We start from the raw sequence: 25235 nt of genomic DNA on the forward strand, positions 1-25235 counted from the left end.
GCCTTACAAAAATGGGTCCTTCCTGAGACTTTTGTAAGGCACGGGCATTGCGCGCCGCAGTGTTTTTGTAGCAACGGGTTTTCAATTTGATTGACACTTTACACTTGACACTTTTTGTTGACAGGTTGTTAAAGTCCAGAAGCGGCGCGTGATGCAGGGGAGTTCGTGAGAATTTTGATTGACAGTTTGATTGACACTTTCAGCCCGAAAAGTGTCAAGTTGACAGAAAAAAGTGTCAAGCGGTTGATCCCTTGACGTTTGATTGACAGTTTTCCGCTGGCGGGTTGACACACTGGCCAGCCGGCGACAATGAGGCAGGAGAAAAGTTATGTCACTAATGAGCGTCAGTCAGTACGCGAAACATGCCGGAATGAGCCGGCAGGCACTGTATAACTGGGAGAGCCATGAAGGATTTCCGGCGCGGGTTGACGGGAAGATTGACCAGGAGGCCTGTGATACTTATCTGGCCCGATACCGCAGTGCCAGTGACCCGCGCACGAAGAATGCCAGGGGCAAAATCAAGTCTGCTCCAGCAGGTCAGGCGCAGGGGAATACGCTGGTGGAAATGAGTGTTGCGGAGATTAAACGCATCATAGCGTCAGGCGTCACCAAGGTGGCCGGGATGGAACCGGACGAACGAGCCCAAGTTGCTGCAAAGGCCGTAGAGCTGTTTGTAAGCGAAGGCCCCTATAACCCGCCTGTGACGTTCGGCGGCTACCGGCTGTCGATTGTTGAAACGCCAGACGATGAAATCGGGCAGATCATCGCGGGTGGCGCGTTCGGCCTGTCTTCGTATGATGTGGTTTACGAGTGCCGGGATTACACCCTGACTCTCATGAGCGATGAAACCGAAGAAACAGCCATGCGGAGGGTTATACCTTCGTTGCTGTATGCCCTGGCCGACGATACCGACTAAAGCAAAGTGTGCCAGCGGGCTCCTGTTATTCCAGCCCCTCGGGGCTGGCTTTTTATATTGATGCTCAGGGCATAGCCGGTGGGCCCTTAGGGCAGGAGGATACAACTATGTTAAAACAGAAGAAGATCGAGGCGGCAATTGAAGAGCTGGCCCGCCTGCAGGGGCATGAGCTGAACGCCGCCGATATGCTGGAGTTACGTTGCAGAGTGGCTGGAACTCTCGCAGCAAAAGAACGGCACCGTCGGCGGATGAATGCACCAGAATATCACTGGCGTAAACCAGAACCTCGTCGATAGCTCCTTCTCATCATTGAACCGCTAAAGCTTGTTTGACTTATGAGATGCTGAAGATTTACCTGCGCTATAAATATGAATTCACTGAAAGCATGACGACCAAAGTGACGGTATCGGATAAATCAAGTAGTTATTGTGTTATGTATACAATCTGTTAATCAATGTAAGTTAGAGCACATTGTTTTTTTAGTTCACTTTCAAATTTTCTGAATTTAGTAGCCATGTCTTTTACAGGTAAGTAACGCTTGCCAAATGAAATGTAATTTTTTCTGTCAATATGTTTTTTATAATTTATTATATCATAATAAAGAGTTTCAAAATTATAACAGGTTGAGACGTGGCTACTGTTGTTTTTTAATTTGACAAACTTTATGGAATCAAGAGAGTAAGATTGTAAACGTTCACCCCTGACAGCCCTGATGATGCTTTTTAATATCTCTTTATCTAATTTTCTCTTGCTCTCTGCATTGTATAGAATATTCGTGTTATAGATGGCTTTATCGATATAACAGTTAGAAAACTTTTCAAATAAATACATATTGAAAATATCTTCATAACTTCTCTTGTCTGTATTCTCTATAAAAGTGTGAAACAAAAAAGAGGGGGCTTTATCGAGCCACGTGCGCATTGTACCCTGAAGAGGGTTTTTATATATGTATGCAACAATGGCTGGTATGTACATGTTTATTCTAAAATTTGAAGTGGCATCGTGGTTTCCGTCTGAGATGTAATTATAAAAGGTATTTTTAATATCGCCCTCAATATTTAGAATTGGAGTTGTTAAAGCAAAGTTTTTGCTGGTTTCGTTTTGATGATTAATGTTAATGAAATTTGCATGCTCAAAAAAATCAAACCTCTGTAAAAGATATTGATACTTGTAATACTGATTCTTATTACCTTCATTTGAAACATAGCTAGAGTTAACTGCAACCAAAAACAATACATCATTGCTTATAAGTGATCTGATTAGTGAAGTGTATTTTTTCTTTCCTTTTATATCGTTTTTTTCGCCAAAATAATCTTGATCAACAAATCTAAGCGTGTGATATAAAATACGCATGTAAGGGCTAAGTATAACATGCCCACTCATCGCATTAAATGCTTCGAAATGATTAGTTGAATAGAATTTTTCTTTTATGAAGAGCCATCCTGATTCAGTAAGAACATAATTATTTACCTTTTCAAGATAGGTGTTGTGTTGTTCAAGTAATAACGAGAACCGTTGATTGAAGGCATCTCTGAGATAGTTTTTCCTTGTTTCCTCTAGGGCATCCTCTGATGTTTTTACGGCACGAAATGCTGCTCTGGCACTTTTCCTGCCTTCATGGGCAGCCCAGGCTGTTGCAAAAAATGCAAGAGCTGTGGCAAGTCCTGATATCAATGTAATATTATTTTGAAACCAATGCCAAAGCACACCCAATAGCACAAGAAAAACCACAAGTAAAAAAAGCATAAATACCCTTATAAATGATTGTTATTCTGCTGGGCAGACGGTCGTTGAGACATGATGTTTAGCTTTTTACGTAATACACCAATTCTTCGACAGAGGCCCGTTATTCAACGCCCACGGACAACGAGAGCGTATGCACAATCAATTTTTCCCGTACTCCATGGTTTCTTTGAAGATCTCCGATTCCACCGCCCTTTTATTTTTCCCTAATTCTAATGCTTTTATAAACAACATGTTACTGATTAGTGCCAGTTCATGTCGTTTTTCTCTGCTAACCTCCAGCAGCTTCAACTCCGGCTTTGTATCCTTCCTCGTAAGGATCAGAACCTAGTGGGGTTATTGGACCGATTGGCGCTATTGGAGGAATGACGTTTCCTTGTACTGATTTGTAGCCATCGCTGTACCCGCGAGCGTAGTCTTCTTGGTGGCTCATCTTGTTACCCCTTTTCCCATTTAACAGATTTCCAGAATACGGCACCTTGCCTGGGATTAACAGTTTGAACTGATAGTCAGTGCTGCATTTTTCTTCTCAGAACATAATACTGTATACTCGCCGCCTTTCTTTGGTGCTCATGCTGTCGCATCATTTCTGGTTTGTGTGATAATCCGTATATCAATCGGTGTATCAATATTTACTGAATTGCATAGCATGAAACTGAGTTTAACTGATTAAAATCAGTGGGATATATAGATTATGAAACATATTGTAGAAGTGATGATCCCGGAATCCGAGATCAAAGCGCGCATCGCGGAACTGGGTCGTCAAATCAACGAACATTATCAGGACAGCGGCAGCGAAATGGTGCTGGTGGGGCTGCTGCGCGGCTCGTTTATGTTCATGGCCGACCTGTGCCGTGAAGTGCAGGTGCCGCATGAAGTCGATTTTATGACCGCCTCGAGCTACGGCAGCGGCATGTCCACTACCCGTGATGTGAAAATCCTCAAAGATCTGGACGAAGACATCCGTGGTAAAGACGTTCTGATCGTGGAAGATATCATCGACTCCGGCAATACCCTGTCTAAAGTGCGTGAGATCCTCAGCTTGCGCGAGCCGAAGTCGCTGGCCATTTGTACGCTGCTGGATAAACCAAGCCGCCGTGAAGTGAATGTCCCGGTTGAGTTCGTCGGTTTCGCCATTCCGGACGAGTTCGTGGTGGGCTACGGTATCGACTACGCTCAGCGCTACCGCCATCTGCCGTATATCGGCAAAGTCACCCTGCTGGACGAGTAAGGGGATATCCCACTCTGGCGCGCGCGCCAGAGTGGCTAAGTCTGAAGGCTATTTGTGGTTGATGTGCTTGATCTTGAGGTTGGAGATCCCGTGGCGATAGCGCTGTTCAAGGGTTTCCCGGCTCACGGCGGTCACATCCAGATCGCGCAGCAGTCCGTCGTGAATGCCATATGCCCAGCCGTGGATGGTCACCTTCTGTCCGCGCTTCCACGCCGATTGCATAATCGTCGAATGTCCCAGGTTGTACACCTGCTCCATTACGTTCAGTTCACAAAGGGTATCCAGACGGCGCTCCTCCGGCATTTCCCCCAGCAGCGAGCTGTGTTTAAACCAGATATCGCGGATATGCAGCAGCCAGTTGTCGATGAGCCCCAGCTCCGGGTTCTCCACCGCCGCCTGTACACCGCCGCAGCCGTAATGGCCGCAGATAATAATGTGCTCGACTTCGAGAACATCGACGGCATACTGCACCACCGACAGGCAGTTGAGGTCGGTGTGGATCACCAGATTCGCCACGTTACGATGCACAAACAGTTCGCCTGGCTCCAGGCCGGTGAGTCGCTCAGCGGGTACGCGGCTGTCAGAACAGCCAATCCACAGGAAGCGCGGTTTCTGCGTTTGCGACAGTTTCTCAAAAAAGCCGGGGTCCTCTTCCACCAGCATTTTTGACCATAGTGCATTATTGCTGATGAGTGTATCTATATCATTCATGGACGTTATCGGCCTGTAACCAAGTAAGTGCGTTGCGCTAATATAGGGTAAGCTCACCTTTTTTAAAACCATCTTAACCCGTGATACTTCCGGCTGCAGATGCGCTGGCCGCGCCACTACAGCGCAAACGTCAGTCAGGCGGGTTAATGACGTGTCATGACACGAGAAGAGATATTTAATGACCATTGCTCTGGAAATAAAACAGCTCAAAAAAACCTACCCCGGCGGGGTTCAGGCGCTGCGGGGAATTGACCTGCAGGTTGAAGCGGGGGATTTCTATGCCCTGCTGGGCCCGAACGGGGCGGGAAAATCCACGACGATCGGCATCATCAGCTCGCTGGTGAACAAAACCTCCGGTCAGGTCAATGTCTTTGGCTACGATCTGGAGAAAGACGTCGTCAACGCCAAGCGCCAGCTTGGCCTGGTGCCGCAGGAGTTTAACTTTAACCCGTTCGAGACCGTGCAGCAGATCGTCGTTAACCAGGCGGGTTACTACGGCGTTGAGCGTAAAGAAGCCATCGCCCGCAGCGAAAAGTACTTAAAACAGCTCGATCTGTGGGAAAAACGCAGCGAACGCGCGCGGATGCTCTCCGGGGGGATGAAGCGCCGCCTGATGATCGCTCGCGCGTTGATGCATGAGCCGAAGCTGCTGATCCTCGACGAGCCGACCGCCGGCGTCGATATCGAACTACGCCGCTCGATGTGGGGTTTCCTCAAGGATCTCAACGATCGTGGAACCACCATTATTCTGACCACCCACTATCTGGAAGAGGCCGAAATGCTGTGCCGCAACATCGGCATCATCCAGCACGGTACGCTGGTGGAAAACACCTCGATGAAAGCGCTGCTGTCGAAGCTGAAATCAGAGACCTTTATTCTCGACCTCGCGCCAAAAAGCCCGGTGCCGAAGCTCGAGGGCTACCAGTATCAGCTGGTCGATACCTCGACGCTGGAAGTGGAGGTCCTGCGCGAGCAGGGGATTAACAGCGTTTTCGCGCAGCTGAGCGCCCAGGGGGTGCAAGTACTGAGTATGCGTAACAAAGCCAACCGTCTGGAAGAGCTGTTTGTCACCCTGGTGCATGAGCGAAAAGGAGAGTCAGCATGATGCAGCTTTATTGGGTCGCGCTGAAAAGCATCTGGACCAAAGAGATCCACCGTTTTATGCGCATCTGGGTGCAGACGCTGGTGCCGCCGGTGATCACCATGACCCTGTACTTCGTGATTTTCGGCAACCTGATCGGGTCGCGCATCGGCGAGATGCATGGCTTTACCTACATGCAGTTTATCGTGCCGGGCCTGATCATGATGGCGGTGATCACCAACGCTTACGCCAACGTCGCCTCGTCGTTCTTCAGCGCCAAGTTTCAGCGCAACATTGAGGAGCTGCTGGTGGCGCCGGTGCCGACGCACGTGATTATCGCCGGCTACGTGGGCGGCGGGGTGGCGCGCGGGCTGTGCGTGGGTATCCTGGTGACCGCGGTGTCGCTGTTCTTTGTGCCGTTCCAGGTTCACTCCTGGCTGTTTGTCGCCCTGACGCTGCTCCTCACCGCGGTGCTGTTCTCGCTGGCCGGACTGCTGAACGCGGTGTTTGCCAAGACCTTCGATGACATCAGCCTGATCCCGACCTTTGTGTTGACGCCGCTGACCTATCTCGGCGGGGTGTTCTACTCGCTGACCCTGCTGCCGCCGTTCTGGCAGGGGCTGTCGCATCTGAACCCCATCGTCTACATGATCAGCGGCTTCCGCTTCGGCTTCCTCGGTATCAACGATGTGCCGCTGGTGACCACCTTTGCGGTGCTGGTGGTCTTCATCGTCGCCTTCTATCTCCTCTGCTGGTCGTTAATCCAGCGCGGTCGCGGCCTGCGTAGCTGATACTCATCACGGTTAGCGCTTCCGGACGCCAATACGCGAAGCGCTAACCGCTTATCTTTGACCCCCATCACCGATACGCCATCTTCCCCTTGCTACATTGTTGGCTGGCTAAGGAGGGAAGCATGCTTGGTTGGGTCATTACCTGCCACGATGAGCTGGCGCAGGAGATGCTGGATCGTCTTGAACAAAAATTTGGTCCGCTGGCCCAGTGCCGGGCGGTCAATTACTGGCGCAATCTCAGCAGCAATATGTTGAGCCGGATGATGTGCGATGCGCTGCATGCCACCGACTCCGGGGACGGGGTCATTTTCCTAACCGACAGAACCGGCGCGGCGCCTTATCGGGCCGCGGCGCTGATGAGTCACAAACATACCCACTGCGAAGTGATCTCCGGCGTCAGCTATTCATTACTTGAGCGAATGTATCTGCTGCGGGACACGTTAAGCAGCGAGGCGTTTCGCCAGGCTATCGTCAGCGCGGGCGGACCGATGGTGAGCAGCCTGTGGCATCAGCAGCAGAAGAATCCCCCGTTCCGGTTGCGTCATGATACCTTTGGAAATTAAGCAGCGGGACAGATGCCGCTTTTGTTACAATAACCGCCGTTGATGGTTTACCGGTTCGATGCGCATGCTTGTCCGATTTTTTACTCTGCTTCTTTTACTGACCTCACTCAGCGCCTCCGCCAGTCTGCTTAGTCAGCAGGGCAAACCTGTGCGCTATATGCAAACCACCGAAGACGCGGTGATCTGGGCGCAGGTAGGGAACCATGTGGTCAGCGTGGGCAATGTGCGTGCCGGGCAGATCCTCGCGGTTGTCCCGACGGCGGCTGATTACTATGAGTTTCGCTTCGGCTTCGGCACCGGGTTTATTGACAAGGGCCATCTGGAGCCAGTGCAGGGTAAGCAGCGGGTGGAGGACCGTCTGGGGGATCTCAATAAGCCGCTGAGTAACCAGAATTTACTCACCTGGAAAGATACACCGCTCTATGACGCTCCCTCAGTGAGCAGCGCGCCGTTCGGCACGCTGGCCAATAATCTGCGCTATCCGATCCTCAGCAAGCTGAAAGACCGCCTCAATCAGACCTGGTTTCAGATCCGCATTGGCGATCGGCTGGCGTGGGTCAGCAGTCTGGATGCGCAGGAGGATAACGGGATCCCCGTGCTGACCTATCACCATATTCTGCGTGACGAAGAGAACACCCGTTTCCGCCATACCTCGACCACCACCTCGGTACGCGCCTTCAATAACCAGATGACCTGGCTGCGGGATCAGGGGTATACCACGCTGACCCTGTATCAGCTGGAAGGCTACGTGCGCAATAAAATTAACCTTCCGGCGCGGGCAGTCGCCATTACCTTCGATGACGGTTTGAAATCGGTAAACCGCTACGCCTATCCGGTGTTGAAACAGTATGGCTTCCACGCCACCGCTTTTATTATCTCTTCGCGCATCAAGCGTCATCCGCAGCAATGGGATCCGAAATCGCTGCAGTTCATGAGCATTTCTGAGCTCCGGCAGATCCAGGACGTCTTTGACATTCAGTCGCATACCCACTTCCTGCACCGGGTGGACGCCGGCCGGCGGCCGATCTTATTCAGCCGCAATTACCATAATATTCTGTTTGATTTTGCCCGTTCGCGTCGGGCGCTGAGCCAGTTTAATCCACATGTGCTCTACCTTTCCTATCCCTTCGGCGGCTATAACGCCACGGCGGTGCAGGCGGCGAATGACGCCGGGTTTCATATGGCGGTGACGACAGTGCGTGGGAAGGTGAAGCCGGGGGACAATCCGTTTCTGCTAAAGCGGTTATATATCTTACGCACGGATTCGCTGGAGACGATGTCGCGGCTGATCAGTAACCAGCCGCAGGGGTAAACTTCGGCGCTGCGCCTGAGCGCAGCGTCGTGGTCATCAGGCGACCTGCACCGGAATCGCTTTCGCCTGGCGCTTCATTTCGTTGTCGCCTTCGAAGTAGGCGATGTTGGGCTGCCAGCGGCGCGCCTCTTCGTCAGACATGGTGACGAAGCTGGCGATGATCAGGATATCGCCGACGCTGGCGCAGTGCGCGGCGGCGCCGTTAACGGAGATGATTCTGGAACCCCGCTCGGCGGCAATGGCGTAGGTGGAGAAACGGTTACCGTTGGTGACGTTCCAGAGGTGAATGGTTTCATTCTCCAGAATACCGGCCGCATCCAGGAAATCCTGGTCAATGGCGCAGGAACCTTCATAGTGCAGGTCAGCCTGCGTCACTTTTACGCGGTGGAGCTTGCCCTGCAGCATATTACGCATCATAACTTCTACCCTTCAACCTTAATGTAGCAGAGCGGACACGACGTCCGCCCTGAGAAAAGCCCGGGCAAGTATTGCCCGATTTTTACCCGCTGTCTACTGACCGAGCGTGACGATCTGGTTGTCGATCAGGCGGGCCTGACCGAGCCAGGCGGCCATCAGGATCACCGCGCGCTGGCTGGCTTCGGTCAGCTCAAGCAGGGTGTCGGCATCGCGGATCTGAATGTCGTCGGCACGGAAACCTTTCTCGTTCAGCTCCTGCTCGGCGATAGCGATGATCTCGTCGAGCTGACGGTCGCCGGCGGCCAGTTTTTCCGCCACCGCGCTCAGCACTTTATACAGACCGGGGGCGATTTTGCGCTGGTCGGCGGTCAGATAGCCGTTACGCGAGCTCAACGCCAGGCCATCCTTCGCGCGGACGATCGGCACGCCGATAATATCGATATCGTAGCCCATGTCGGCAACCATCTTGCGGATCAGCGCCAGCTGCTGGAAGTCTTTCTCGCCAAAGCAGGCGACGTCTGGCTGAACCAGGTTGAACAGCTTACTGACGATGGTCGACACGCCGCGAAAATGGCCCGGACGGCTGGCGCCTTCCAGCATAGTGGACAGGCCGGGGACGTCGACGTAGGTCTGGCCTTCGGTGCCCTGCGGGTAGACTTCCGCCGGCGTCGGCGCGAAGACAAAGTCGACATGACGCTTGTTCAGCTTTTCGCAATCATCCTGCAGGGTGCGCGGGTAGCGCGCCAGGTCATCGGCGCGGTCAAACTGCATCGGATTGACGAAAATACTGACCACCACCACGTCCGCGCTGGCTTTGGCTTCATCAACCAGCTTCATATGACCATCATGCAGGTTGCCCATCGTCGGGACCAGCGCGATACGCTTGCCTTCCTGACGCAGACGGCGGATATGCTGACGCAGCAGCAGCACGGATTCTATAATCAGCACAACAAGACTCCTTAATGGAAACTGTGTTCTTCGCCCGGATAGACCCCGGATTCGACTTCGGCAATATACTGCCGCACCGCGGCGCGGATGTCGCCCGCCTCGGCAAGGAAATTCTTGGCAAATTTCGGAATGTGGCCGCCGGTAATGCCGAAAGCGTCATGCATCACCAGGATCTGCCCATCGGTGACGTTGCCCGCGCCGATGCCGATCACCGGAATGGTCAGGGCTTCGGTGATGCGTTTCGCCAGGGCGACCGGGACGCACTCCAGCACCAGCAGCTGCGCGCCTGCCGCTTCCAGCGCTAACGCGTCTTCAAACAGGGTCTGCGCCGCATCGCCGCGGCCCTGCACTTTATAGCCCCCGAATACGTTCACCGACTGCGGCGTCAGGCCGAGGTGGCCGCAAACCGGTACCGCGCGTTCCGCCAGCATCCTCACGGTCTCGGCCAGCCAGGCGCCGCCTTCGAGTTTGACCATATTGGCGCCGGCGCGCATCACGATGGCGGCATTTTCGAAGGTCTGCTCCGGCGTGGCGTAGGCCATAAACGGCAGGTCGGCGAGCAGCAGGCTGTTCGGCGCGCCGCGGCGGACGGCGCGGGTGTGATAGGCGATATCTTCCACGGTGACCGGCAGGGTGGAGTCGTGACCCTGCACCGTCATTCCCAGCGAGTCGCCCACCAGCAGCACATTAATGCCTTCATCGGCGAACAGCTTCGCGAAGCTATGGTCGTAGGCGGTAATGGTGGCAAAGCGCTTCTTTTCCTGTTTGCATTTTTGCAGCAGGGCAATGGTGGTCGGTTTCATAACATTTCCTGATGATGAAAGTCATATTAACCGGCATTCTAACAGCAGCATTTAGAGGGGCAATGATTTTGGGCAACCGATTACGACGATCGCCGTAAATGCTAAAAAAGGAGAGGGAATTACCAGATAGCGGGCTTTGCCGCGCCGAGATCATCCAGTACGGTACGCAGCGCAGGGCCGTCAGGAAAGCGGAGGTCCGGGGCGATCTCGAACAGCGGCCAGAGCATAAAGCCGCGATTTTTCATATCGTAGTGCGGAACGGTCAGACGCTCGCTGTTAATGACCGCATCGCCAAACAGCATAATATCGAGATCGAGGGTGCGCGGCCCCCAGCGTTCGGCTTTGCGCACCCGACCCTGCTGCAGCTCAATGCGCTGGGTGTGATCGAGCAGCGCCTCGGGGGCCAGCGTGGTTTCCAGCGCGACGGCGGCGTTGAGATAGTCCGGCTGATCCTGCGGGCCCAGCGGCGGCGTGCGGTAGAACGAAGAGACGTTCACCACGCGGCTGTAAGGTATTTCGCCCAGGGCGCGGATGGCCGCCTGCACCTGCGCCAGTGGCGAAGCGAGGTTACTGCCGAGGGCGATATAGACCAGGGTCATGCGTTACCCTGGCGCGGCGCGCGCTTGCGCGGACGGCGGTGGCGACGGCGCGGCGCCGGATCGTCCCCGAGGTCGTTGAGCATATCTTTTTGCGCCGGCGGCGCGGCGACCTGGAATTCGCCCCACCATTTGGTCAGACGCTGCAGTTCGCCGTTGTTTTCAGCGCCGGCGCGTAGCTCCAGCAGATCGTAGGCGGCGCGGAATTTCGGATGCTCCATCAGCTTCCAGGCGCGTTTGCCCTGGCGACGGGACATGCGCAGCTGCAGCTGCCAGATATCGCGGATCAGGGTGGTGATGCGCTTAGGGATCGCCAGCGTACGGCAGGCTTCGTCCAGTACGTCGTTCATCGCCAGCGCGAAGGCGTCATAGTACGCCAGACCGCTCTCCTGAGCGATTTTTTGCGCAGTTTCCAGCAGCGGATACCAGAACATCACCGAGAAGAGGAAGGCCGGATTGACGCGCATGTCGTTATGAATGCGGGTGTCGGTGTTCTTCAGCACCTGGTTGATGATCCGCTCCATCGGGCTATCGCCGCGCTCGGTAAAGTAGCGGGTGATGGTCGGGAACAGCGGCTGGAACAGGTTGTATTCCCGCAGCAGCAGGTAGGTCTGATAGCCATGCCCGGCCTGCAGCAGCTTGAGCACTTCTTCGAACAGGCGCGCCGGCGGCACGTCGTGGAGCAGGGCGGCCAGCCGCGGCAGCGGTTCGGCCGTTTCCGGGCTGATGGTCATATCCAGCTTGGCGGCGAAGCGCACCGCGCGCAGCATGCGTACCGGATCCTCGCGATAGCGGGTTTCCGGATTGCCGATCAGGCGGATCACGCCGTCCTGCAGATCCTTCATGCCGCCGACGTAGTCGCGCACGGTAAAGTCCGCCACGCTGTAATAGAGGCTGTTAATGGTGAAGTCGCGACGCTGGGCGTCCTCTTCGATCGAGCCGAAGATGTTATCGCGCAGCAGCATGCCGTTCTGGCCCCGCTGGGAGGTGACGCGATCGGTAGTGTGTCCTTCGTGATGGCCACGGAAGGTAGCGACCTCAATGATTTCCGGCCCGAACATCACGTGCGCGAGGCGGAAACGGCGCCCGACCAGACGGCAGTTGCGGAACAGCTTACGCACCTGATCCGGCGTGGCGTTGGTCGTGACGTCAAAATCTTTTGGCTTTTTGCCAAGCAGCAGGTCGCGGACGCCGCCGCCGACCAGCCAGGACTCGTAGCCCGCCTTGTTGAGGCGGTACATGACCTTGAGGGCGTTTTCACTGATATCTTTGCGGGAAATAGCATGCTGCTCACGCGGGATCACCGTCATAGGCGTTGGTTCGACGGCGGCTTCTGCCTCGCGCTCCTCACGGCTTAGCACCTTACGGCAAAAATTAGCGACTCGGGTAAAAATGGTGCACCTCGTAGTGTCAGACGGACTTCAGATCAACTGTACAGTGTAAAAATAGCGGCTAATCATAGCTCAGCGGGAGCCATTTGAGAATGCTCGATTTTCGCGGGCTGCCAGTTGGCGACGGCCTGGGCGAGTAAATCATCGACGCTCAGGGCCTGCCACTCCCCGGCGATCTCCTGATTCAGAAAGCGGAGCGCGCGGACGATTTCGGGGCGCGGATCGCCTTCCGGCAGCGCCGGCGCGTGGTTTTGTTTAGAGAGCTTATTGCCGTCGGCATTGAGGGCCAGCGGCAGATGGAGGTAGTCCGGCGCCTGCCAGCCAAAATGCTGATACAGCGAAATCTGCCGCACCGTCGGCTCAATCAAATCGGCGCCGCGGACGATCTCGGTGATCCCCTGAAAGTGATCATCCACCACCACCGCCAGGTTGTAGGCAAACAGCCCGTCGCGACGGTGGATAATAAAATCTTCACGCGCCAGCGGCTCGTTGGCGACCAGCGTGCCGCGCAGGCGGTCGGTGAACTGCAGAACCGGACGGGTCTGGCGCAGACGCAGCGCGGCGTTTTCCGCCCCCAGGCCAAGGTCGCGGCAGTGACCATCGTAGATCCCGCCTACGGCGTGGATCCGCGCGCGGGTGCAGGTGCAGTAATAGCTCAGCCCTTGCTCACCCAGCCAGGACAGCGCCTCGCGGTAGGCTTCGTGCCGTTGCGACTGCCAGAGCACCTCGCCGTCCCAGTGCAGACCGTAGTGGTCGAGCTGGCGCAGGATGGTGTCGGCGGCCCCGGGGACTTCGCGCGGCGGGTCGATATCTTCAATACGAACGCGCCAGATACCCTGGTTCGCGCGGGCTTGCAGGTAGCTGCCGAGCGCGGCGATCAGAGAGCCGAAGTGGAGTTCGCCGGAGGGGGAGGGAGCAAAGCGCCCTATATAGCGTGAGTCAGTCATGATACGGACAACAGAACCAGGCGGGAGAGACTCCCGCCAGAGAGTGAGGCAGCAGGGGATTAGCCCGCCATCTGTTTTTCGCGAATTTCCGCCAGGGTTTTGCAGTCAATGCACAGATCCGCTGTCGGACGCGCTTCCAGACGGCGAATGCCGATCTCCACGCCGCAGGATTCGCAGTAGCCGAAGTCTTCGTCTTCAACTTTTTTCAGCGTTTTCTCGATCTTTTTGATCAGTTTACGTTCGCGGTCGCGGTTACGCAGCTCCAGGCTGAACTCTTCTTCCTGGGCGGCACGGTCTACCGGGTCCGGGAAGTTAGCAGCTTCATCCTGCATGTGCGATACGGTGCGATCCACTTCATCCCTGAGTTGATTACGCCATGCTTCAAGAATACGCTTGAAGTGCGCCAGCTGGGCTTCGTTCATATACTCTTCGCCCGGTTTCTCTTGGTACGGCTCCACCCCAGCGATGGCGAGAATACTCAGGGACGATGTTTTACGGTTTTGCCCTTCTTGCATGTTGCTTCTCCTTAACACGCACTATCGATCCCCATGTGGGGGAAAATCAGGCCGCTATAAATAGCAGATGCTTTTCCGGATAGCAATTATCTAAACGTTACACTTGACAACCCTGTGAAGAAAAGCGTATTCGCGCTTGCGACCCGAACACTATTTAGCCACTTATTTACCGGGGTTTAACACCACGGCGATCGGCTTATTCAGAGTCATCCTCGTCGTAGAAAGTTCCGCTTTCCAGGCGAGAATTTCCACCCCCTTGTCGCGGGCTTCTGTTAACAGCTGTGCGTATCTGGCATCAATATGATGCGCGGGAGAGAAACGGTCAATTGCCGAATGCAGGACGGCAAATAAAATCACCGCGCGGTCGCCATTTGCCGCGACGGCCATCAGCTCCCGCAGGTGCTTCTGACCGCGCGTGGTCACCGCATCGGGAAAATAACCGTATTCTTTCTCCGCCAACGTAACCGATTTCACTTCAATATAGCAGTTTTGGCGATCATCTGCCTGTAACATAATATCGATACGGCTATTCTCTGCGCCGTATTTCACTTCGCTTTTCAGCTGGTTATAGCCTGAAAGTTCAGGGATTATTCCGGCGGAAATCGCCTCTTTCGCCAGCGTATTCGCGCGCAGCGTATTGACGCAAATAACGGCGCCCTGCTGCGTTTCAGTTAATTCCCAGGTGTGGGCATATTTGCGCTTCACATTGTCAGAGGTGGAATACCAGACGGTGTCGCCCGGGGCGGCGCAGCCGGTCATCGCCCCGGTATTCGGGCAGTGGAGCGTCAGCTCGCGGCCATCGGGGGTCACCACGTCGGCAAGAAATCGTTTGTAACGTTTAAGCAAAATGGCGGGCTGCAACGGCGGATCAAACTGCATCAACTTTCCTTATCAAACGGATAATGTTCCAGCGCCGTGTAGCGCGTGCGCCCCCGGCTAAAGCTGGATTCATAGAGCACGAACTCGTTCACCGGAAACGTCCAGCGAAAGCCGGGCGGCGGGATCGGCACCGCCTGGCGGGCGTCGCGCCACAGGGTAATATGCGGATGAAACGGCTGCGGACTCTGATAGCAGCCGCTGCGCGCCGCCTGAGCGCGCAGCATGCTGGCGAGCTGCAGCAGGCCGCGCGGCGGCTGACGGGTCCCGAGCCAGACCACCCGCGAGCGCAGCCACTGTCCGGCATCGTCCAGCGTCAGGGTAAAGCCCGGCGGCTGGAGGCGGCCGGCGAGGGCGGTCAGCGCCCGCTGTTTTTCCGCGCTCACCTCGCCGAGAAACGCCAGCGTGAGGTGAAGGTTATCCGCCGCGACGGGCCTGCCGGCATCCTCCGGGAAGTGCGTTGCCCGCCACTGGACAATCTGTTTGCGGATGGCAGGCGGCAGTTCAATCGCAAAAAACAGCCTTTTCGGCTCAGACATGATAGAGACTCGGTAATGAATTAGGGGGATGCTACAATGCGAGCCCCTGAATGTTAACCCCCGGAGCCTTTTGTGTCCTCATTGCCGGTTGCCGCCGTCCTCCCAGAATTGTTATCCGCCCTGCAGCATGCGCCGCAGGTTTTGCTCAACGCGCCGACCGGCGCCGGGAAGTCGACCTGGCTGCCGCTGCAGATCCTTGCCGAGGGCAACATCACGGGACGCATTATCCTGCTGGAGCCGAGGCGTCTGGCGGCGCGCAATGTCGCGCAGCGGCTGGCTGAACTGCTCGGCGAAAAGCCGGGGGAGACCGTGGGTTACCGCATGCGCGCCGAAACCTGCGTCGGACCGCAGACCCGCCTGGAGGTGGTCACGGAGGGGATCCTGACGCGCATGATCCAGCGCGATCCCGAGCTGACGGGCGTGGGGCTGGTGATCCTCGATGAGTTTCACGAGCGCAGCCTGCAGGCGGATCTGGCGCTGGCCCTGCTGCTTGATGTCCAGCAGGGGTTACGTGACGATCTCAAACTGCTGATTATGTCGGCGACCCTCGATAACGAGCGCCTGCAGCGTCTGCTGCCGGAGGCGCCGGTGGTGGTCTCGGAGGGGCGCGCTTATCCGGTGGAGCGTCGCTTCAGCCCGCTCTCCGCGCACCAGCGTTTTGATGAGGCGGTGGCGGTAGCGGCGGCGGAGCTCCTGCGGCATGAACAGGGGTCGATGCTGCTGTTTCTGCCCGGCGTCGGCGAGATCCAGCGCGTTCTCGACCAGCTGACGGAACGCGTGGCGGAGGATGTCATCCTCTGTCCGCTGTATGGCGCGCTGCCCCTGAGCGAGCAGCGCAAAGCGATCCTCCCGGCGCCGGCCGGGAAGCGCAAAGTGGTGCTGGCCACCAACATTGCCGAGACCAGTTTGACCATCGAGGGCATCCGCCTGGTGGTCGACAGCGCCCAGGAGCGGGTTGCCCGCTTTGACCCGCGCACCGGCCTGACCCGGCTGGTGACGCAGCGCATCAGCCAGGCATCGATGACGCAGCGCGCCGGACGCGCCGGTCGTCTCTCCCCGGGGATCTGCCTGCATTTGCTTGGCAAAGAACAGGCCGAACGAGCGGCGGCGCAGAGCGAACCGGAGATCCTGCACAGCGATCTGTCGGCGCTGTTGCTGGAGCTGCTGCAGTGGGGGTGCCACGATCCGGCTGCGCTGGCCTGGCTGGATCAGCCGCCGGCGGTGAACCTGGCCGCCGCGCGCCGCCTGCTGGAGGCGCTCTCGGCGCTGGACGGCGAGCGGCTGTCGGCGTTTGGCCGCAAAATGGCGACCCTCGGCAACGAGCCCCGGCTGGCGGCGATGCTGGCCGCTGCGCAGACCGATGACGAGGTGGCGACGGCGGCCAGGCTGGCGGCGATCCTCGAGGAGCCGCCGCGCGGCGGGCTGGTGGATTTGGCCGCCGTCTTTTCCCGTCAGCAGGCCAACTGGCAACAGCGGGCGCAGCAGCTGATGAAGCGTCTGGCCTGCCGCAGCGGCCAGCCCGACGCCGGACGAATGGCCGCGCTACTGGCGTCGGCCTTCGCCGACCGCATCGCCCGTCGCCGCGGTCAGGAGGGGCGCTATCAGCTGGCGAACGGCATGGGCGCGATGCTTGACGCCGACGACGCGCTGGGCCGTCATGAGTGGCTGATCGCCCCGCTGCTGCTGCAGGGCAGCGCCTCGCCGGATGCCCGCATGCTGCTGGCTCTGCCGGTGGATATCGGCGAGCTGATCGCCGCCCGTCCCGAGCTGGCGCAGCGTTCCGACACGGTGGAGTGGGATGAAGCGCAGGGGACGCTGAAAGCCTGGCGGCGGACCGTGACGGGCCAATTGGTGATCAAGACCCAGCCGCTGGCGAAGCCTTCTGAGGCGGAGCTGCATCAGGCGATGCTCAACGGTATTCGTGAGAAAGGCCTTGCGGTGCTCAACTGGACGCCGGAGGCCGAGCAGCTGCGACTGCGGCTGCAGTGTGCGGCGCAGTGGCTGCCGGAAGAGGCATGGCCCGCGGTGGATGACGCTTCGCTGCTGGCCTCGCTCGAGGCATGGCTGCTGCCGCAGATGAACGGCGTTCACTCGCTGCGGGCGCTGAAGGCGTTGGATCTGCGTCAGGCGCTACAGGACTGGCTGCCGTGGCCGCTGCGCCAGAAGCTGGATCGCGAGCTGCCGACGCACTATACCGTGCCGACCGGCAGCCGTCTGGCGATCCGATACCATGCGGAGAACCCGCCGGCGCTGGCGGTGCGTATGCAGGAGATGTTCGGCGAGGCCACGACGCCGGTTATCGCCGAGGGGCGGGTGCCGCTGGTGCTTGAGCTGCTGTCGCCCGCCCAGCGTCCGCTGCAGATCACTCGCGATCTCAGCGCCTTCTGGCAGGGAAGCTACCGCGAGGTACAAAAAGAGATGAAGGGACGTTATCCGAAACACGTCTGGCCGGACGATCCGGCCAACGCCGCCCCGACCCGGCGCAGCAAAAAATATTCGTAGCCCCAGGCGCCGGGCGGCATTCTGCCCGGCCAGGCGAACCACTCACGCTAGACCATCTGCTGCCAGAGAAAAACGCCCCCTCCCGCCAGCGCCAGCCAGGGGCCGAAGGCCAGCGGCTGCTGCAGCGACTGCCGGGTCCACAGGCGTTGCAGCAGGGTCCACGCCAGCCCGCTGGCCGAGGCGAGCAACAGCACCTGCGGCAGCGCCTGCCAGCCGCACCAGGCGCCCAGCGCCGCCAGCAGCTTAAAATCGCCATAGCCCAGGGCCTCTTTGCCGGTCAGCAGGCGGAACAGCCAGTAGACCGACCACAGCGCCAGATAACCGGCCATCGCCCCGGCGACCGCGTCCGGCAGCGCAATGTACACCTCGTTAAGATTAAACAGCAGTCCGGCCCACAGCAGGGGCAGGGTCAGGCGATCGGGCAGCAGCTGGGTCCGGGCGTCAATCCGCGCCAGTATCAGCAGGAAGGAGAGCAGCACCAGGCCGCCCGCCAGCGCCAGGCCCGGCGCGAGCAGCGCCCCGGCGAGGATAAACAGCAGGCCGGTGGCCAGCTCGGTCAGCGGATAGCTCCACGAGATGCGCGCCTGACAGCAGCGGGCGCGACGGCCTAGCCAGAGGAAGCTGAGCAGCGGGATATTGTCCCGCCAGGCTATCGGCTGGCGACACTGCGGGCAGGATGAGCCCGGCGTGCTGAGGGTTATCGGCTCGTCGTCCGCGGTTTGGGTCAGCATGCGCGGCAGACGGTAGATCACCACGTTGTAAAAGCTGCCCAGCGCCAGGCCGAACAGCAGCAGGAAACCATACCAGACAAGGGGAAAATGCAGCGATAATGCGGCTAATGTCGTCATTTTTGCTCCTTTAATCACCATTTTCCCTGCAGCTGCCACGGCGTCGGGCCCGGGGCGTTTTTCGCCATCGGGCGGGTGACCAGCAGCGCCAGCAGGGGCGGCATCCCCTGACGGGGCTGTAGCGTACCGCGAAACAGATAGCGGCCATCGGGCGACAGGGTTCCCTGGCCGCTGAGGCTCAACTGATGAGAATCTTGGCGGATGGCCAGCGCCACGGCGCCGTTCGCCGTACAGCTTAAGGCGCCACTGACCTGGGCCAGCTCCAGGCTACCGACCGGAGAGTGCAGCCGGGCCTGACGCCACTGCGCGCGTCCGGCGGTGATTTGCCGGCAGCGCCCCTCGCTGAAGTGCGCTTCGGCCAGGCTGAACGTGACCTCTCCCTCGGCGCTGACGGGCATAGTCGGCGTTAGCCAGCGTCCAAGCAGGCTGGCGGGGGCGGTGAGCCGCCCCTCCTGCAGACGCAGATCGCGGATGCCCCACAGCCGGGCCTGACCCTCCACGCCGCGGGGATCGCTGAGCGCGATCTGCCAGCCAGCCAGGGTGAGCGACCACGTCAGCCGCTCAAGCCGCACGCCGCGCCAGGAGACCGACTGCGCCGCGCCGCGCCAGATGCTGCCGCTGAGGTTGGCCACCTGTACCTCGGGCGGCAGCATCGGGACTAACAGACGCGCCGGGGCGGTGGCGGTCAACCACAGCAGATAGAGCGCCAGCAGTAGCCCACCCGTGAGCCCGTTAGCTTTCATCGTCGCGCTCCAGCAGCAGATGGTTGACCGTGACCCAGCCCGGCCGCGACGGCTGCCCGGTTACGGACAGCGAGACCGCGTTGACGCCGCGCATCGCCGGGGCGTCCAGCCAGTCCATTAGCGCCTGGAAGGCGCAGGGCTGAAGGGTGACCTGCAGACGTTTCCCCTGCGGCTGCAGACGAACGACTTCCAGCCCGTGGCTCGCCGCCTCGCGCATCACCAGCGCGGTGAGCGCCTCTTTTGCCGCCGGCGCGGGCTGCTGGCTGAGCTGCTGCAGGCGCGGACCCTGCTGCGTCATCCAGCGCAGGCTGGCCTGCTCTTTCACCAGGGTTTGCCGCCACTGCGCCTCGCGGGCCCGCCAGGGCTGCCACAGCCCGTACCAGAGGGCGCAGGCTGTCAGCAATCCCGCCAGGCCGAGCAGCAGGCGCTGCTCCGACAGCGTGCGCTGTCGCCACCAGATGAGCAGATTAGCCATCGTTTTCCTTCAGCGTCAGCTGTCCTTCAATGCCATCCGGCCTGGTGGTCATGTCGCCTGGCCGGACGCGAAACCGCGGCTGCGCTCGCTGGGTAAACTGCTCCAGCGCCCGGGAAGAGGCCGCGGCGATATCCAGCTGCAGACGGTTGCCTGCGGCATCCCAGCTCAGCGCCCGCAGGCGGATCCCCGGCGTTTCGCTGATGATATTTTGCAACGCGCTGAGGCGGTCGACGAGGGGGGCATGCTGCGCCTGACGGGCAAGGGTTTGCAGATGCTGCTGCATCTGCAGTCGCGGGTTAATCACCTTTTTCTCCGTTGGAAACCAGCGATGATAGTAGGCCCGGCTGGCCTGCCGGGCGGCCTCGGCCTGACGCGCCAGATCGCGATGATCCAGCACGCTGTTAACCGCCAGCAGCAGCGCCAGGGCCAGCGCGGCATACCGCGCCGGACGCCAGCTCGTCTGATCAGGCCGCCGACGGCGGACGGCGAACTCCCCCTGCAGCAGACTGAGCTTCTGCGCCGCCGGATGACTTGCGGCGAGGGAGAGCAACGTCTGCGCAGGCTGCGCGCGCCACTCTCCCGGCGCCGCGGGCGGCGGCGAATAGCTGTCGATGACGTGCTCTTCCGCCTCGCCCTGCAGCAGCTCCGCCAGCCAGGGGCTTTCCGCCGCCATGCCGGCCCATGGCTGGTGGCGGATCAGCCACTGGTCGTCCGCCTGCACCGCGCTCCACGCCGGCGGTTGCCAGGGCAGGGCCAGCACATCGGGCGTCAACGCCAGGGGCCGTAGCGAGAGCGACTCGCAGCGCGCCAGCCAGTCGCGCATTTTTTGCCGCTGCACGGCGACGATCTCGCACTGGGCCTGCTGGCGGTGGAGCAGGGCAAAATGGGTGGCTTCCACCTCGTCGGCCAGCTGCTCTTCCAGCAGGAAGGGGGCCACCTGCAGCGGCGGTTTACGCAGGCCCGCCGGCAGGGTGAGGGTGTGAAACGCGCAGTCGCTGGCCGGGATCAGCACCCAGGCCGGGTAATGCGCCGCCAGCGTCGGGAAAGGGCTGGCGTCGTCAGCCGGCCACCGGCCGCTGGCTTCGTGATGCGGCTCGCCGGGGGCGAAGAGTTGCCAGTGCAGCGGCGCCTGCCCGGGGGCGAAGCGCACGATCAGCATGGCCTGGGGGGAAGCGTTAAACTTATTCATCAACCACCATAGAAAGTCCGTATCGCCGCTGGACGACGGTAAAGGCGCGCCCCTCCTGTTGCAGGACGCTGTGCAGCTGAAAGCGAAGGTTGCCGGTCACCACGGTGAAGGCGGCGATAAAGCGTGTGCTGTGCACCGTCAGCCAGGGACGGGCGAGCGTGGTATCGGTTTTCTGCAGCGTCGGCTGCGCGAGAAAGGCGGCGACGCTGCTCCACCCGGTTCGCGGGCGGTTGTGCAGCAGCTGTTGCGCCTCCTGCAGCGTCAGATCGCCGGGAAAGAGGGCCGCCAGCAGGGCGGCCTGGGAGGGGCGCAGGGTGTTGACATTGACCTGCAGCGCATCATCCGGCTGGACGCAGACGAAGGGGAGCAGGCGCTGATAGAGCGCGGCGTCCATTCCGGCCAGCAGGCGCAGCTCGCTGACATCCTGCATCGGCTGGTTGGCGGCGAGATAGCCCGGGGTTTGCGCCATATAGACCTCGTCTTCCGCGCCGTTCAGCCGCGGCTGGCCGTCGCTGTCCGTCCAGTCGCCGAGGGCGGCGGCGATCTGGCTGGCGCGCAGCGGCGACTCGCCGAGCAGCGCCAGCAGCCGGGCGAAGACGTCGGTCGGGTAGGGCGTACCGCCGCTGGTCTCATCCGCGCGATGGTTGATGGCATTGAGATTAAAGCAGGCGTGCCCGTCGCGGATCGTGGCGAGGATTTCGCCATCGTCGAGGGTAAAGCGGCGTCCCTCCTGCGCCCAGGTTTGCGCCAGGTTTGTTTGACTGGGCGAGTCCAGCGCGTCGCGTTGCAGCAGCGCGGCGGCCATGTTTTCCGCCGCCAGGGCGTACCATCTGGCCTGCAGATTATCGAGGGTCACGGCGGTGTGTTGATACATGACCGAGGTGCGTTCGGTCATGGCGCTGGCGAGGATCATCATCAGGGCGAGGATGAACAGCACCATCAGGAGCGCGACGCCGCGTTGCCGATTTTTCACTGGCCGCCTCCCGGGGTGAGTAAAAACAGGCGGGTTATCTCCCCGCTGTTCGCCAGCGTCAGGGTGATCTCCAGCCCCTGCGGCAGCGACTGCGAGCGGTCCCAGGTCTCCTGCCAGCGCCCGTCGGCATAAAACCGCAGGCGAAACGCCGTCACCTCGCGCAGCAGCACCCGGACCGTCGGCTGGCTGCCGGTCAGCGGATCCTGCTGATCGAAGCTGAGTCGTTCAAGCTGCTGCTGGCGCAGGCGGTAGCTGACGTTCTGGATCTCCGAGCGCGGGAGGATCCCCAGCGGATTCGGCCAGCCGCTGCGGCTGAAGGCCAGCCCCCAGTCGTCGCTCTGCAACTGGAAACGTCCGGCGAAGAAAAGCGTGTCGCTGTTTCTGGCGCGACGGGGAATGATGTGCGTGACATCATCGGCGATCTGGCGAAAGGCGCGCTGGAGGGCGGCGATCTGCTGGCTCTTCTCGCGGGTCAGGCCATCGGCGCGGATGACGTTCTGCAGCACCATCACGGCGGCGGCGCTGAGGACGGCGAGGATAGCCAGCGCCAGCAGCGTTTCAATCAGGGTGAAACCGCGCATTTTCGTTATCATGGCGACGTCACCCAGGTGCGAAGCGTCGCCAGCGGTGCGGGATCGCTTTTTTGCCGCCGGACCTCCACGTCCAGCGCCCGCAGCTGCGGCAGCGCGGTTTCCACCCCCTGCCAGCGGACGAACCAGCGCGTCCCGGCGGCCTCCACGGTGGTTTCGGACCAGCTGAGGGCGGGCCAGCGTTTCTCCAGCCGCAGCTGCACCAGCTGATTATCCGCCAGCCAGCTGGCGAGGATTTTCTCTTCCATACGCCCAAGCTGGCGCGTCTGCTGCAGGGTGGACTGCATCACCGCCAGGCCGGCGAGGGCGAAAATCACCAGCGCGACCATCACTTCGATAAGCGTCATTCCGCTCTCGCGTTTCATGGCTGCTCCCGCGCCGCCAGCGGCTGACTGTCGCCCTGGGCGTCGATGTTGATGCCCGTCGCGGCGTCAATCCGCAGCTGAAACGGCGTGACTTCGCCGCCGGGGAAGATGATCACGTCGGGCTGCTCGCCCGGCGTCCACGCCTGGCCGGCGGGAAAGCGCAGCGTCAGCCTGGCCTGCGGGAGGGTTTCCGCCGTGGTGGCGCGCCCGGCCTGCAGCGGCAGCCACTGCGCGTTGCCCCAGCGGTCGTCAGCCGCCGCCGGGGCGCCTTCGTCTGCAGGCTGCAGGCGCATAAACTGCCAGCGGTCAGGGTGGATGACGATCCCGAAGAGCTGGCCGGTTTGCTGCCCGCGCTCGCGGACAAAGTCCAGCTGTGCCTGAAAGCGCGCCAGGATCTGCGTGGCCTCCTGGGTGCGGGCGGAGGGAAACGCCAGCAGCACCATGCTGGCGCTGATGCCGATCAGCAGCAGGACCATCATCATTTCCAGGAGGGTGAAACCGCGCTGAGACACTATTTCTTCCCGAGGGTCCAGTTGCCGATGTCGTCATTGGTGTCGGGCATCCCGTCCGGGCCGACGCTGAAGACGTCGATGGCGCCATGCTGACCGGGGCTTAACAGCTGATACTCATTTCCCCACGGGTCCTGCGGCAGGCGGCGGATATAGCCCCCTTCCGGGTAGTTGCGGGCATGCGGCTCGGCGGCCGGGGCGGTTACCAGCGCCTGCAGTCCCTGTTCGGTATTCGGGTAGCGGCTGTTGTCCAGCTTATACATGTCCAGCGCCCCCTCGAGCGCCACCAGATCGCTGACCACCTTCTGGCGGTCCGCTTTCTCCTTGTTGCCCATCAGGTTAGGTACCACCAGGCTGGCGAGGATGCCGAGAATGACGATCACCACCATAATTTCCAGTAACGTGAAGCCGCGTTGCCGTTGCATAGTTTTCTCCATTAATACAGTCACATACTCATAAGGGTATTCAGTTGCAGGATCGGCTGCAGGATGGCCAGCACGATAAACAGCACCATGCCGGCCATGGTGACCACCAGCAGGGGTTCAAACAGGCTGAGGGACATCTGGATCTGCGCGCTCAGCTCCCGGTCCTGGTTCTCCGCCGCGCGCTCCAGCATGGCGGTCAGCTCACCGCTCTGCTCGCCGCTGGCGATCATGTAGCGCATCATCGGCGGAAACAGCGCCGTGGCCTCCAGCGCGCGATGCAGGCTGACGCCCTCGCGAACCGATTCGCTGGCGGTCTCCAGCTGGCTGCGCGCCCAGGCATTGCTGAGGACGCCGGCGCTGATGCGCATCGACAGCAGCAGCGGCACCGCGCTGGCGTTGAGAATGCTTAAGGTGCGGGCGTAGCGCGCGCTGTTGACGCTGCGCGTCACGCGGCCGATGACCGGCAGACGCAGCAGCGCCCGGTCCCAGGCGAGCCGCCGGGCGGGCTGGCGCAGCAGATAGCGCAGCCCCAGCAGCGCCAGGAATGACAGCAGCACCAGCCAGGGGCCCGCGCTGCGCACAATGTCGCTCAGGCTCATTAGCAGCCGGGTAGAAAAGGGCAGGGCCTGTTTTAGGTGAACAAACTGCTCGACGACTTTCGGCACCACGGTGGAGAGCAGAATGGCGATCACGCTGATGGCGACCAGCGTCAGCACGATGGGGTAGATCATCGCCTGTAGCAGGCGGGCGCGAAGCTGCTGGCGCTGCTCGGTATAGTCCGCCAGCCGGTTCAGCACGCCGTCGAGATGGCCGGAGGTTTCGCCGGCCGCCACCATGGCGCAGAACAGGCCATCGAAGCAGGCGGGATAGGCGCGCATCGCCTCCGCCAGCGAATGGCCTTCAAGCACTTTGCTGCGCACCCCAGCCATTAACGTTCTCAGCGACGCCTTTTCGCACTGCTGGGCGACGGCATCGAGCGCTTTTTCCAGCGGAATGCCGGCGGCGACCAGGGTGGCCAGCTGGCGAGTGAGCAGGGCTAAATCACCGGCGCTGGTGCGCCGGGCGATCAGCCCGCCGCGCCACAGCCGGCTCGCCGGGTCGGCGGCGGCCACTTCCAGCGCCAGCCAACCCTTGTCCCGCAGCAGCTGGCGGGCGTGGCGGGCGGAGTCGGCTTGTTGAACGCCGCGGCGGGTTTTGCCCTGCGCGTCCAGCGCCTGATAGCGAAAGAGGGCCATC

Annotated in this window: 29 protein-coding genes; 8 read left to right on the forward strand and 21 right to left on the reverse strand. The window is 59.9% G+C overall.

Translation table 11 applies throughout. From position 1 onward, the window contains the following. Positions 1-328: 328 nt before the first annotated feature. Both ACOI6Z_RS21720 and ACOI6Z_RS21725 read left to right on the forward strand, forming a co-directional pair. Positions 329-916: a hypothetical protein gene (locus ACOI6Z_RS21720; RefSeq protein ID WP_064158216.1), complete on the forward strand. Its 588-nt coding sequence runs from the start codon at positions 329-331 to the stop codon at positions 914-916. Positions 917-1023: 107 nt separating this feature from the next. Then, positions 1024-1212, forward strand: a complete 189-nt coding sequence (locus tag ACOI6Z_RS21725; protein ID WP_049139129.1) for a hypothetical protein — start codon at positions 1024-1026, stop codon at positions 1210-1212. A 151-nt stretch (positions 1213-1363) separates the two neighbouring features. Here ACOI6Z_RS21725 and ACOI6Z_RS21730 read toward each other — a convergent pair whose 3' ends face one another. After that, positions 1364-2662, reverse strand: coding sequence for a putative phage abortive infection protein (locus tag ACOI6Z_RS21730; protein WP_420687515.1), 1299 nt, complete (start codon positions 2660-2662; stop codon positions 1364-1366). 691 nt (positions 2663-3353) lie between these two features. Between ACOI6Z_RS21730 and hpt the strand changes: the two genes are divergently transcribed. Beyond that, positions 3354-3890, forward strand: coding sequence for a hypoxanthine phosphoribosyltransferase (gene hpt / locus ACOI6Z_RS21735; RefSeq protein WP_022065048.1), 537 nt, complete (start codon positions 3354-3356; stop codon positions 3888-3890). A gap of 48 nt (positions 3891-3938) precedes the next feature. Here hpt and can read toward each other — a convergent pair whose 3' ends face one another. After that, a complete protein-coding gene (gene can, locus ACOI6Z_RS21740) occupies positions 3939-4601 on the reverse strand; it encodes a carbonate dehydratase (protein WP_004204385.1) in 663 nt (220 codons plus the stop codon). A gap of 178 nt (positions 4602-4779) precedes the next feature. On the opposite strand from can, the gene ACOI6Z_RS21745 reads away from it, so the two are divergent. The 4 genes from ACOI6Z_RS21745 to ACOI6Z_RS21760 all read left to right on the forward strand — a co-directional run bounded on the left by ACOI6Z_RS21745 (position 4780) and on the right by ACOI6Z_RS21760 (position 8348). Continuing rightward, on the forward strand, positions 4780-5706 hold the full coding sequence (locus ACOI6Z_RS21745; RefSeq protein WP_044521051.1) for an ABC transporter ATP-binding protein: 927 nt from the start codon (positions 4780-4782) through the stop codon (positions 5704-5706). Next, positions 5703-6473, forward strand: a complete 771-nt coding sequence (locus ACOI6Z_RS21750; protein ID WP_004204389.1) for an ABC transporter permease — start codon at positions 5703-5705, stop codon at positions 6471-6473. Before ACOI6Z_RS21745 ends, ACOI6Z_RS21750 begins: the two co-directional genes overlap by 4 nt. A gap of 122 nt (positions 6474-6595) precedes the next feature. Next, a complete protein-coding gene (locus ACOI6Z_RS21755; RefSeq protein WP_023292007.1) occupies positions 6596-7036 on the forward strand; it encodes a PTS sugar transporter subunit IIA in 441 nt (146 codons plus the stop codon). A gap of 58 nt (positions 7037-7094) precedes the next feature. Then, the gene (locus ACOI6Z_RS21760) at positions 7095-8348 is read left to right on the forward strand and encodes a polysaccharide deacetylase family protein (protein ID WP_023292008.1); all 1254 of its coding nucleotides are present in this window, start codon (positions 7095-7097) and stop codon (positions 8346-8348) included. Positions 8349-8384: 36 nt separating this feature from the next. Here the strand turns inward: ACOI6Z_RS21760 and panD are convergent, their stop codons facing one another. From panD to thpR, 9 genes are all read right to left on the reverse strand, one after another. Next, a complete protein-coding gene (gene panD / locus ACOI6Z_RS21765; protein WP_004204397.1) occupies positions 8385-8765 on the reverse strand; it encodes an aspartate 1-decarboxylase in 381 nt (126 codons plus the stop codon). A gap of 93 nt (positions 8766-8858) precedes the next feature. Next, positions 8859-9713 (reverse strand): pantoate--beta-alanine ligase, encoded by an 855-nt coding sequence (gene panC / locus ACOI6Z_RS21770; protein WP_023292009.1) that lies wholly within the window; start codon positions 9711-9713, stop codon positions 8859-8861. 11 nt (positions 9714-9724) lie between these two features. Further along, positions 9725-10516: a 3-methyl-2-oxobutanoate hydroxymethyltransferase gene (gene panB, locus ACOI6Z_RS21775; protein ID WP_023292010.1), complete on the reverse strand. Its 792-nt coding sequence runs from the start codon at positions 10514-10516 to the stop codon at positions 9725-9727. A 119-nt stretch (positions 10517-10635) separates the two neighbouring features. Then, complete coding sequence (gene folK / locus ACOI6Z_RS21780) at positions 10636-11115, reverse strand: 2-amino-4-hydroxy-6-hydroxymethyldihydropteridine diphosphokinase (RefSeq protein WP_023292011.1); 480 nt, start codon at positions 11113-11115, stop codon at positions 10636-10638. Next, positions 11112-12506, reverse strand: a complete 1395-nt coding sequence (pcnB, locus tag ACOI6Z_RS21785) for a polynucleotide adenylyltransferase PcnB (RefSeq protein WP_071787251.1) — start codon at positions 12504-12506, stop codon at positions 11112-11114. Before pcnB ends, folK begins: the two co-directional genes overlap by 4 nt. Positions 12507-12568: 62 nt before the next feature. Beyond that, positions 12569-13450 (reverse strand): tRNA glutamyl-Q(34) synthetase GluQRS, encoded by an 882-nt coding sequence (gene gluQRS / locus ACOI6Z_RS21790; protein WP_044521054.1) that lies wholly within the window; start codon positions 13448-13450, stop codon positions 12569-12571. 59 nt (positions 13451-13509) lie between these two features. After that, a complete protein-coding gene (dksA, locus tag ACOI6Z_RS21795; RefSeq protein WP_002888845.1) occupies positions 13510-13965 on the reverse strand; it encodes an RNA polymerase-binding protein DksA in 456 nt (151 codons plus the stop codon). Between the two features lie 162 nt (positions 13966-14127). Further along, entirely contained in the window at positions 14128-14844 is a 717-nt protein-coding gene (gene sfsA / locus ACOI6Z_RS21800; protein WP_023292014.1) for a DNA/RNA nuclease SfsA, read from the reverse strand. Next, a complete protein-coding gene (thpR, locus tag ACOI6Z_RS21805; protein ID WP_023292015.1) occupies positions 14844-15380 on the reverse strand; it encodes an RNA 2',3'-cyclic phosphodiesterase in 537 nt (178 codons plus the stop codon). Before thpR ends, sfsA begins: the two co-directional genes overlap by 1 nt. 72 nt (positions 15381-15452) lie before the next feature. Here thpR and hrpB point away from each other — a divergent pair, with 72 nt between their 5' ends. Beyond that, complete coding sequence (hrpB, locus tag ACOI6Z_RS21810) at positions 15453-17882, forward strand: ATP-dependent helicase HrpB (RefSeq protein ID WP_044521056.1); 2430 nt, start codon at positions 15453-15455, stop codon at positions 17880-17882. A 47-nt stretch (positions 17883-17929) separates the two neighbouring features. Here hrpB and ACOI6Z_RS21815 read toward each other — a convergent pair whose 3' ends face one another. The 10 genes from ACOI6Z_RS21815 to gspF are packed head-to-tail and all read right to left on the reverse strand — an operon-like array spanning position 17930 to position 25234. Further along, the gene (locus tag ACOI6Z_RS21815; RefSeq protein WP_023292017.1) at positions 17930-18730 is read right to left on the reverse strand and encodes a prepilin peptidase; all 801 of its coding nucleotides are present in this window, start codon (positions 18728-18730) and stop codon (positions 17930-17932) included. A gap of 14 nt (positions 18731-18744) precedes the next feature. Beyond that, entirely contained in the window at positions 18745-19473 is a 729-nt protein-coding gene (locus ACOI6Z_RS21820; protein ID WP_065812204.1) for a type II secretion system protein N, read from the reverse strand. Next, positions 19463-19948 carry a type II secretion system protein M gene (locus tag ACOI6Z_RS21825; protein ID WP_023292019.1) on the reverse strand — a complete coding sequence of 162 codons (486 nt, stop codon included), beginning with the start codon at positions 19946-19948 and terminating at the stop codon, positions 19463-19465. The genes ACOI6Z_RS21820 and ACOI6Z_RS21825 overlap by 11 nt, the downstream gene beginning before the upstream one ends. Further along, positions 19941-21137, reverse strand: a complete 1197-nt coding sequence (gspL, locus tag ACOI6Z_RS21830) for a type II secretion system protein GspL (protein ID WP_420687516.1) — start codon at positions 21135-21137, stop codon at positions 19941-19943. Before gspL ends, ACOI6Z_RS21825 begins: the two co-directional genes overlap by 8 nt. Next, on the reverse strand, positions 21130-22110 hold the full coding sequence (gspK, locus tag ACOI6Z_RS21835; protein ID WP_077259115.1) for a type II secretion system minor pseudopilin GspK: 981 nt from the start codon (positions 22108-22110) through the stop codon (positions 21130-21132). Before gspK ends, gspL begins: the two co-directional genes overlap by 8 nt. After that, positions 22107-22703: a type II secretion system minor pseudopilin GspJ gene (gene gspJ / locus ACOI6Z_RS21840; protein ID WP_023292022.1), complete on the reverse strand. Its 597-nt coding sequence runs from the start codon at positions 22701-22703 to the stop codon at positions 22107-22109. Before gspJ ends, gspK begins: the two co-directional genes overlap by 4 nt. Beyond that, positions 22700-23065 (reverse strand): type II secretion system minor pseudopilin GspI, encoded by a 366-nt coding sequence (gene gspI, locus ACOI6Z_RS21845; protein WP_032452553.1) that lies wholly within the window; start codon positions 23063-23065, stop codon positions 22700-22702. The genes gspJ and gspI overlap by 4 nt, the downstream gene beginning before the upstream one ends. Beyond that, positions 23062-23577, reverse strand: a complete 516-nt coding sequence (gene gspH, locus ACOI6Z_RS21850) for a type II secretion system minor pseudopilin GspH (RefSeq protein ID WP_065812205.1) — start codon at positions 23575-23577, stop codon at positions 23062-23064. The genes gspI and gspH overlap by 4 nt, the downstream gene beginning before the upstream one ends. Continuing rightward, positions 23577-23999 carry a type II secretion system major pseudopilin GspG gene (gene gspG, locus ACOI6Z_RS21855; protein ID WP_002889054.1) on the reverse strand — a complete coding sequence of 141 codons (423 nt, stop codon included), beginning with the start codon at positions 23997-23999 and terminating at the stop codon, positions 23577-23579. Before gspG ends, gspH begins: the two co-directional genes overlap by 1 nt. A 20-nt stretch (positions 24000-24019) precedes the next feature. Further along, positions 24020-25234, reverse strand: a complete 1215-nt coding sequence (gene gspF, locus ACOI6Z_RS21860; protein WP_023292025.1) for a type II secretion system inner membrane protein GspF — start codon at positions 25232-25234, stop codon at positions 24020-24022. Position 25235: the final 1 nt, after the last annotated feature.

Source organism: Klebsiella sp. C239, assembly GCF_048822715.1.
GTDB classification, from domain to species: domain Bacteria; phylum Pseudomonadota; class Gammaproteobacteria; order Enterobacterales; family Enterobacteriaceae; genus Klebsiella; species Klebsiella quasipneumoniae.

Excerpts from the sequence above, each read along its gene's own strand:
- ACOI6Z_RS21720 (WP_064158216.1), top strand. The coding sequence starts at position 329 with ATGTCACTAATGAGCGTCAGTCAGTACGCGAAACATGCCGGAATGAGC.
- ACOI6Z_RS21725 (WP_049139129.1), top strand. The coding sequence starts at position 1,024 with ATGTTAAAACAGAAGAAGATCGAGGCGGCAATTGAAGAGCTGGCCCGC.
- ACOI6Z_RS21730 (WP_420687515.1), bottom strand. The coding sequence starts at position 2,662 with ATGCTTTTTTTACTTGTGGTTTTTCTTGTGCTATTGGGTGTGCTTTGG.
- hpt (WP_022065048.1), top strand. The coding sequence starts at position 3,354 with ATGAAACATATTGTAGAAGTGATGATCCCGGAATCCGAGATCAAAGCG.
- can (WP_004204385.1), bottom strand. The coding sequence starts at position 4,601 with ATGAATGATATAGATACACTCATCAGCAATAATGCACTATGGTCAAAA.
- ACOI6Z_RS21745 (WP_044521051.1), top strand. The coding sequence starts at position 4,780 with ATGACCATTGCTCTGGAAATAAAACAGCTCAAAAAAACCTACCCCGGC.
- ACOI6Z_RS21750 (WP_004204389.1), top strand. The coding sequence starts at position 5,703 with ATGATGCAGCTTTATTGGGTCGCGCTGAAAAGCATCTGGACCAAAGAG.
- ACOI6Z_RS21755 (WP_023292007.1), top strand. The coding sequence starts at position 6,596 with ATGCTTGGTTGGGTCATTACCTGCCACGATGAGCTGGCGCAGGAGATG.
- ACOI6Z_RS21760 (WP_023292008.1), top strand. The coding sequence starts at position 7,095 with ATGCGCATGCTTGTCCGATTTTTTACTCTGCTTCTTTTACTGACCTCA.
- panD (WP_004204397.1), bottom strand. The coding sequence starts at position 8,765 with ATGATGCGTAATATGCTGCAGGGCAAGCTCCACCGCGTAAAAGTGACG.
- panB (WP_023292010.1), bottom strand. The coding sequence starts at position 10,516 with ATGAAACCGACCACCATTGCCCTGCTGCAAAAATGCAAACAGGAAAAG.
- folK (WP_023292011.1), bottom strand. The coding sequence starts at position 11,115 with ATGACCCTGGTCTATATCGCCCTCGGCAGTAACCTCGCTTCGCCACTG.
- gluQRS (WP_044521054.1), bottom strand. The coding sequence starts at position 13,450 with ATGACTGACTCACGCTATATAGGGCGCTTTGCTCCCTCCCCCTCCGGC.
- dksA (WP_002888845.1), bottom strand. The coding sequence starts at position 13,965 with ATGCAAGAAGGGCAAAACCGTAAAACATCGTCCCTGAGTATTCTCGCC.
- sfsA (WP_023292014.1), bottom strand. The coding sequence starts at position 14,844 with ATGCAGTTTGATCCGCCGTTGCAGCCCGCCATTTTGCTTAAACGTTAC.
- thpR (WP_023292015.1), bottom strand. The coding sequence starts at position 15,380 with ATGTCTGAGCCGAAAAGGCTGTTTTTTGCGATTGAACTGCCGCCTGCC.
- ACOI6Z_RS21815 (WP_023292017.1), bottom strand. The coding sequence starts at position 18,730 with ATGACGACATTAGCCGCATTATCGCTGCATTTTCCCCTTGTCTGGTAT.
- ACOI6Z_RS21820 (WP_065812204.1), bottom strand. The coding sequence starts at position 19,473 with ATGAAAGCTAACGGGCTCACGGGTGGGCTACTGCTGGCGCTCTATCTG.
- ACOI6Z_RS21825 (WP_023292019.1), bottom strand. The coding sequence starts at position 19,948 with ATGGCTAATCTGCTCATCTGGTGGCGACAGCGCACGCTGTCGGAGCAG.
- gspL (WP_420687516.1), bottom strand. The coding sequence starts at position 21,137 with ATGAATAAGTTTAACGCTTCCCCCCAGGCCATGCTGATCGTGCGCTTC.
- gspJ (WP_023292022.1), bottom strand. The coding sequence starts at position 22,703 with ATGATAACGAAAATGCGCGGTTTCACCCTGATTGAAACGCTGCTGGCG.
- gspI (WP_032452553.1), bottom strand. The coding sequence starts at position 23,065 with ATGAAACGCGAGAGCGGAATGACGCTTATCGAAGTGATGGTCGCGCTG.
- gspG (WP_002889054.1), bottom strand. The coding sequence starts at position 23,999 with ATGCAACGGCAACGCGGCTTCACGTTACTGGAAATTATGGTGGTGATC.
- gspF (WP_023292025.1), bottom strand. The coding sequence starts at position 25,234 with ATGGCCCTCTTTCGCTATCAGGCGCTGGACGCGCAGGGCAAAACCCGC.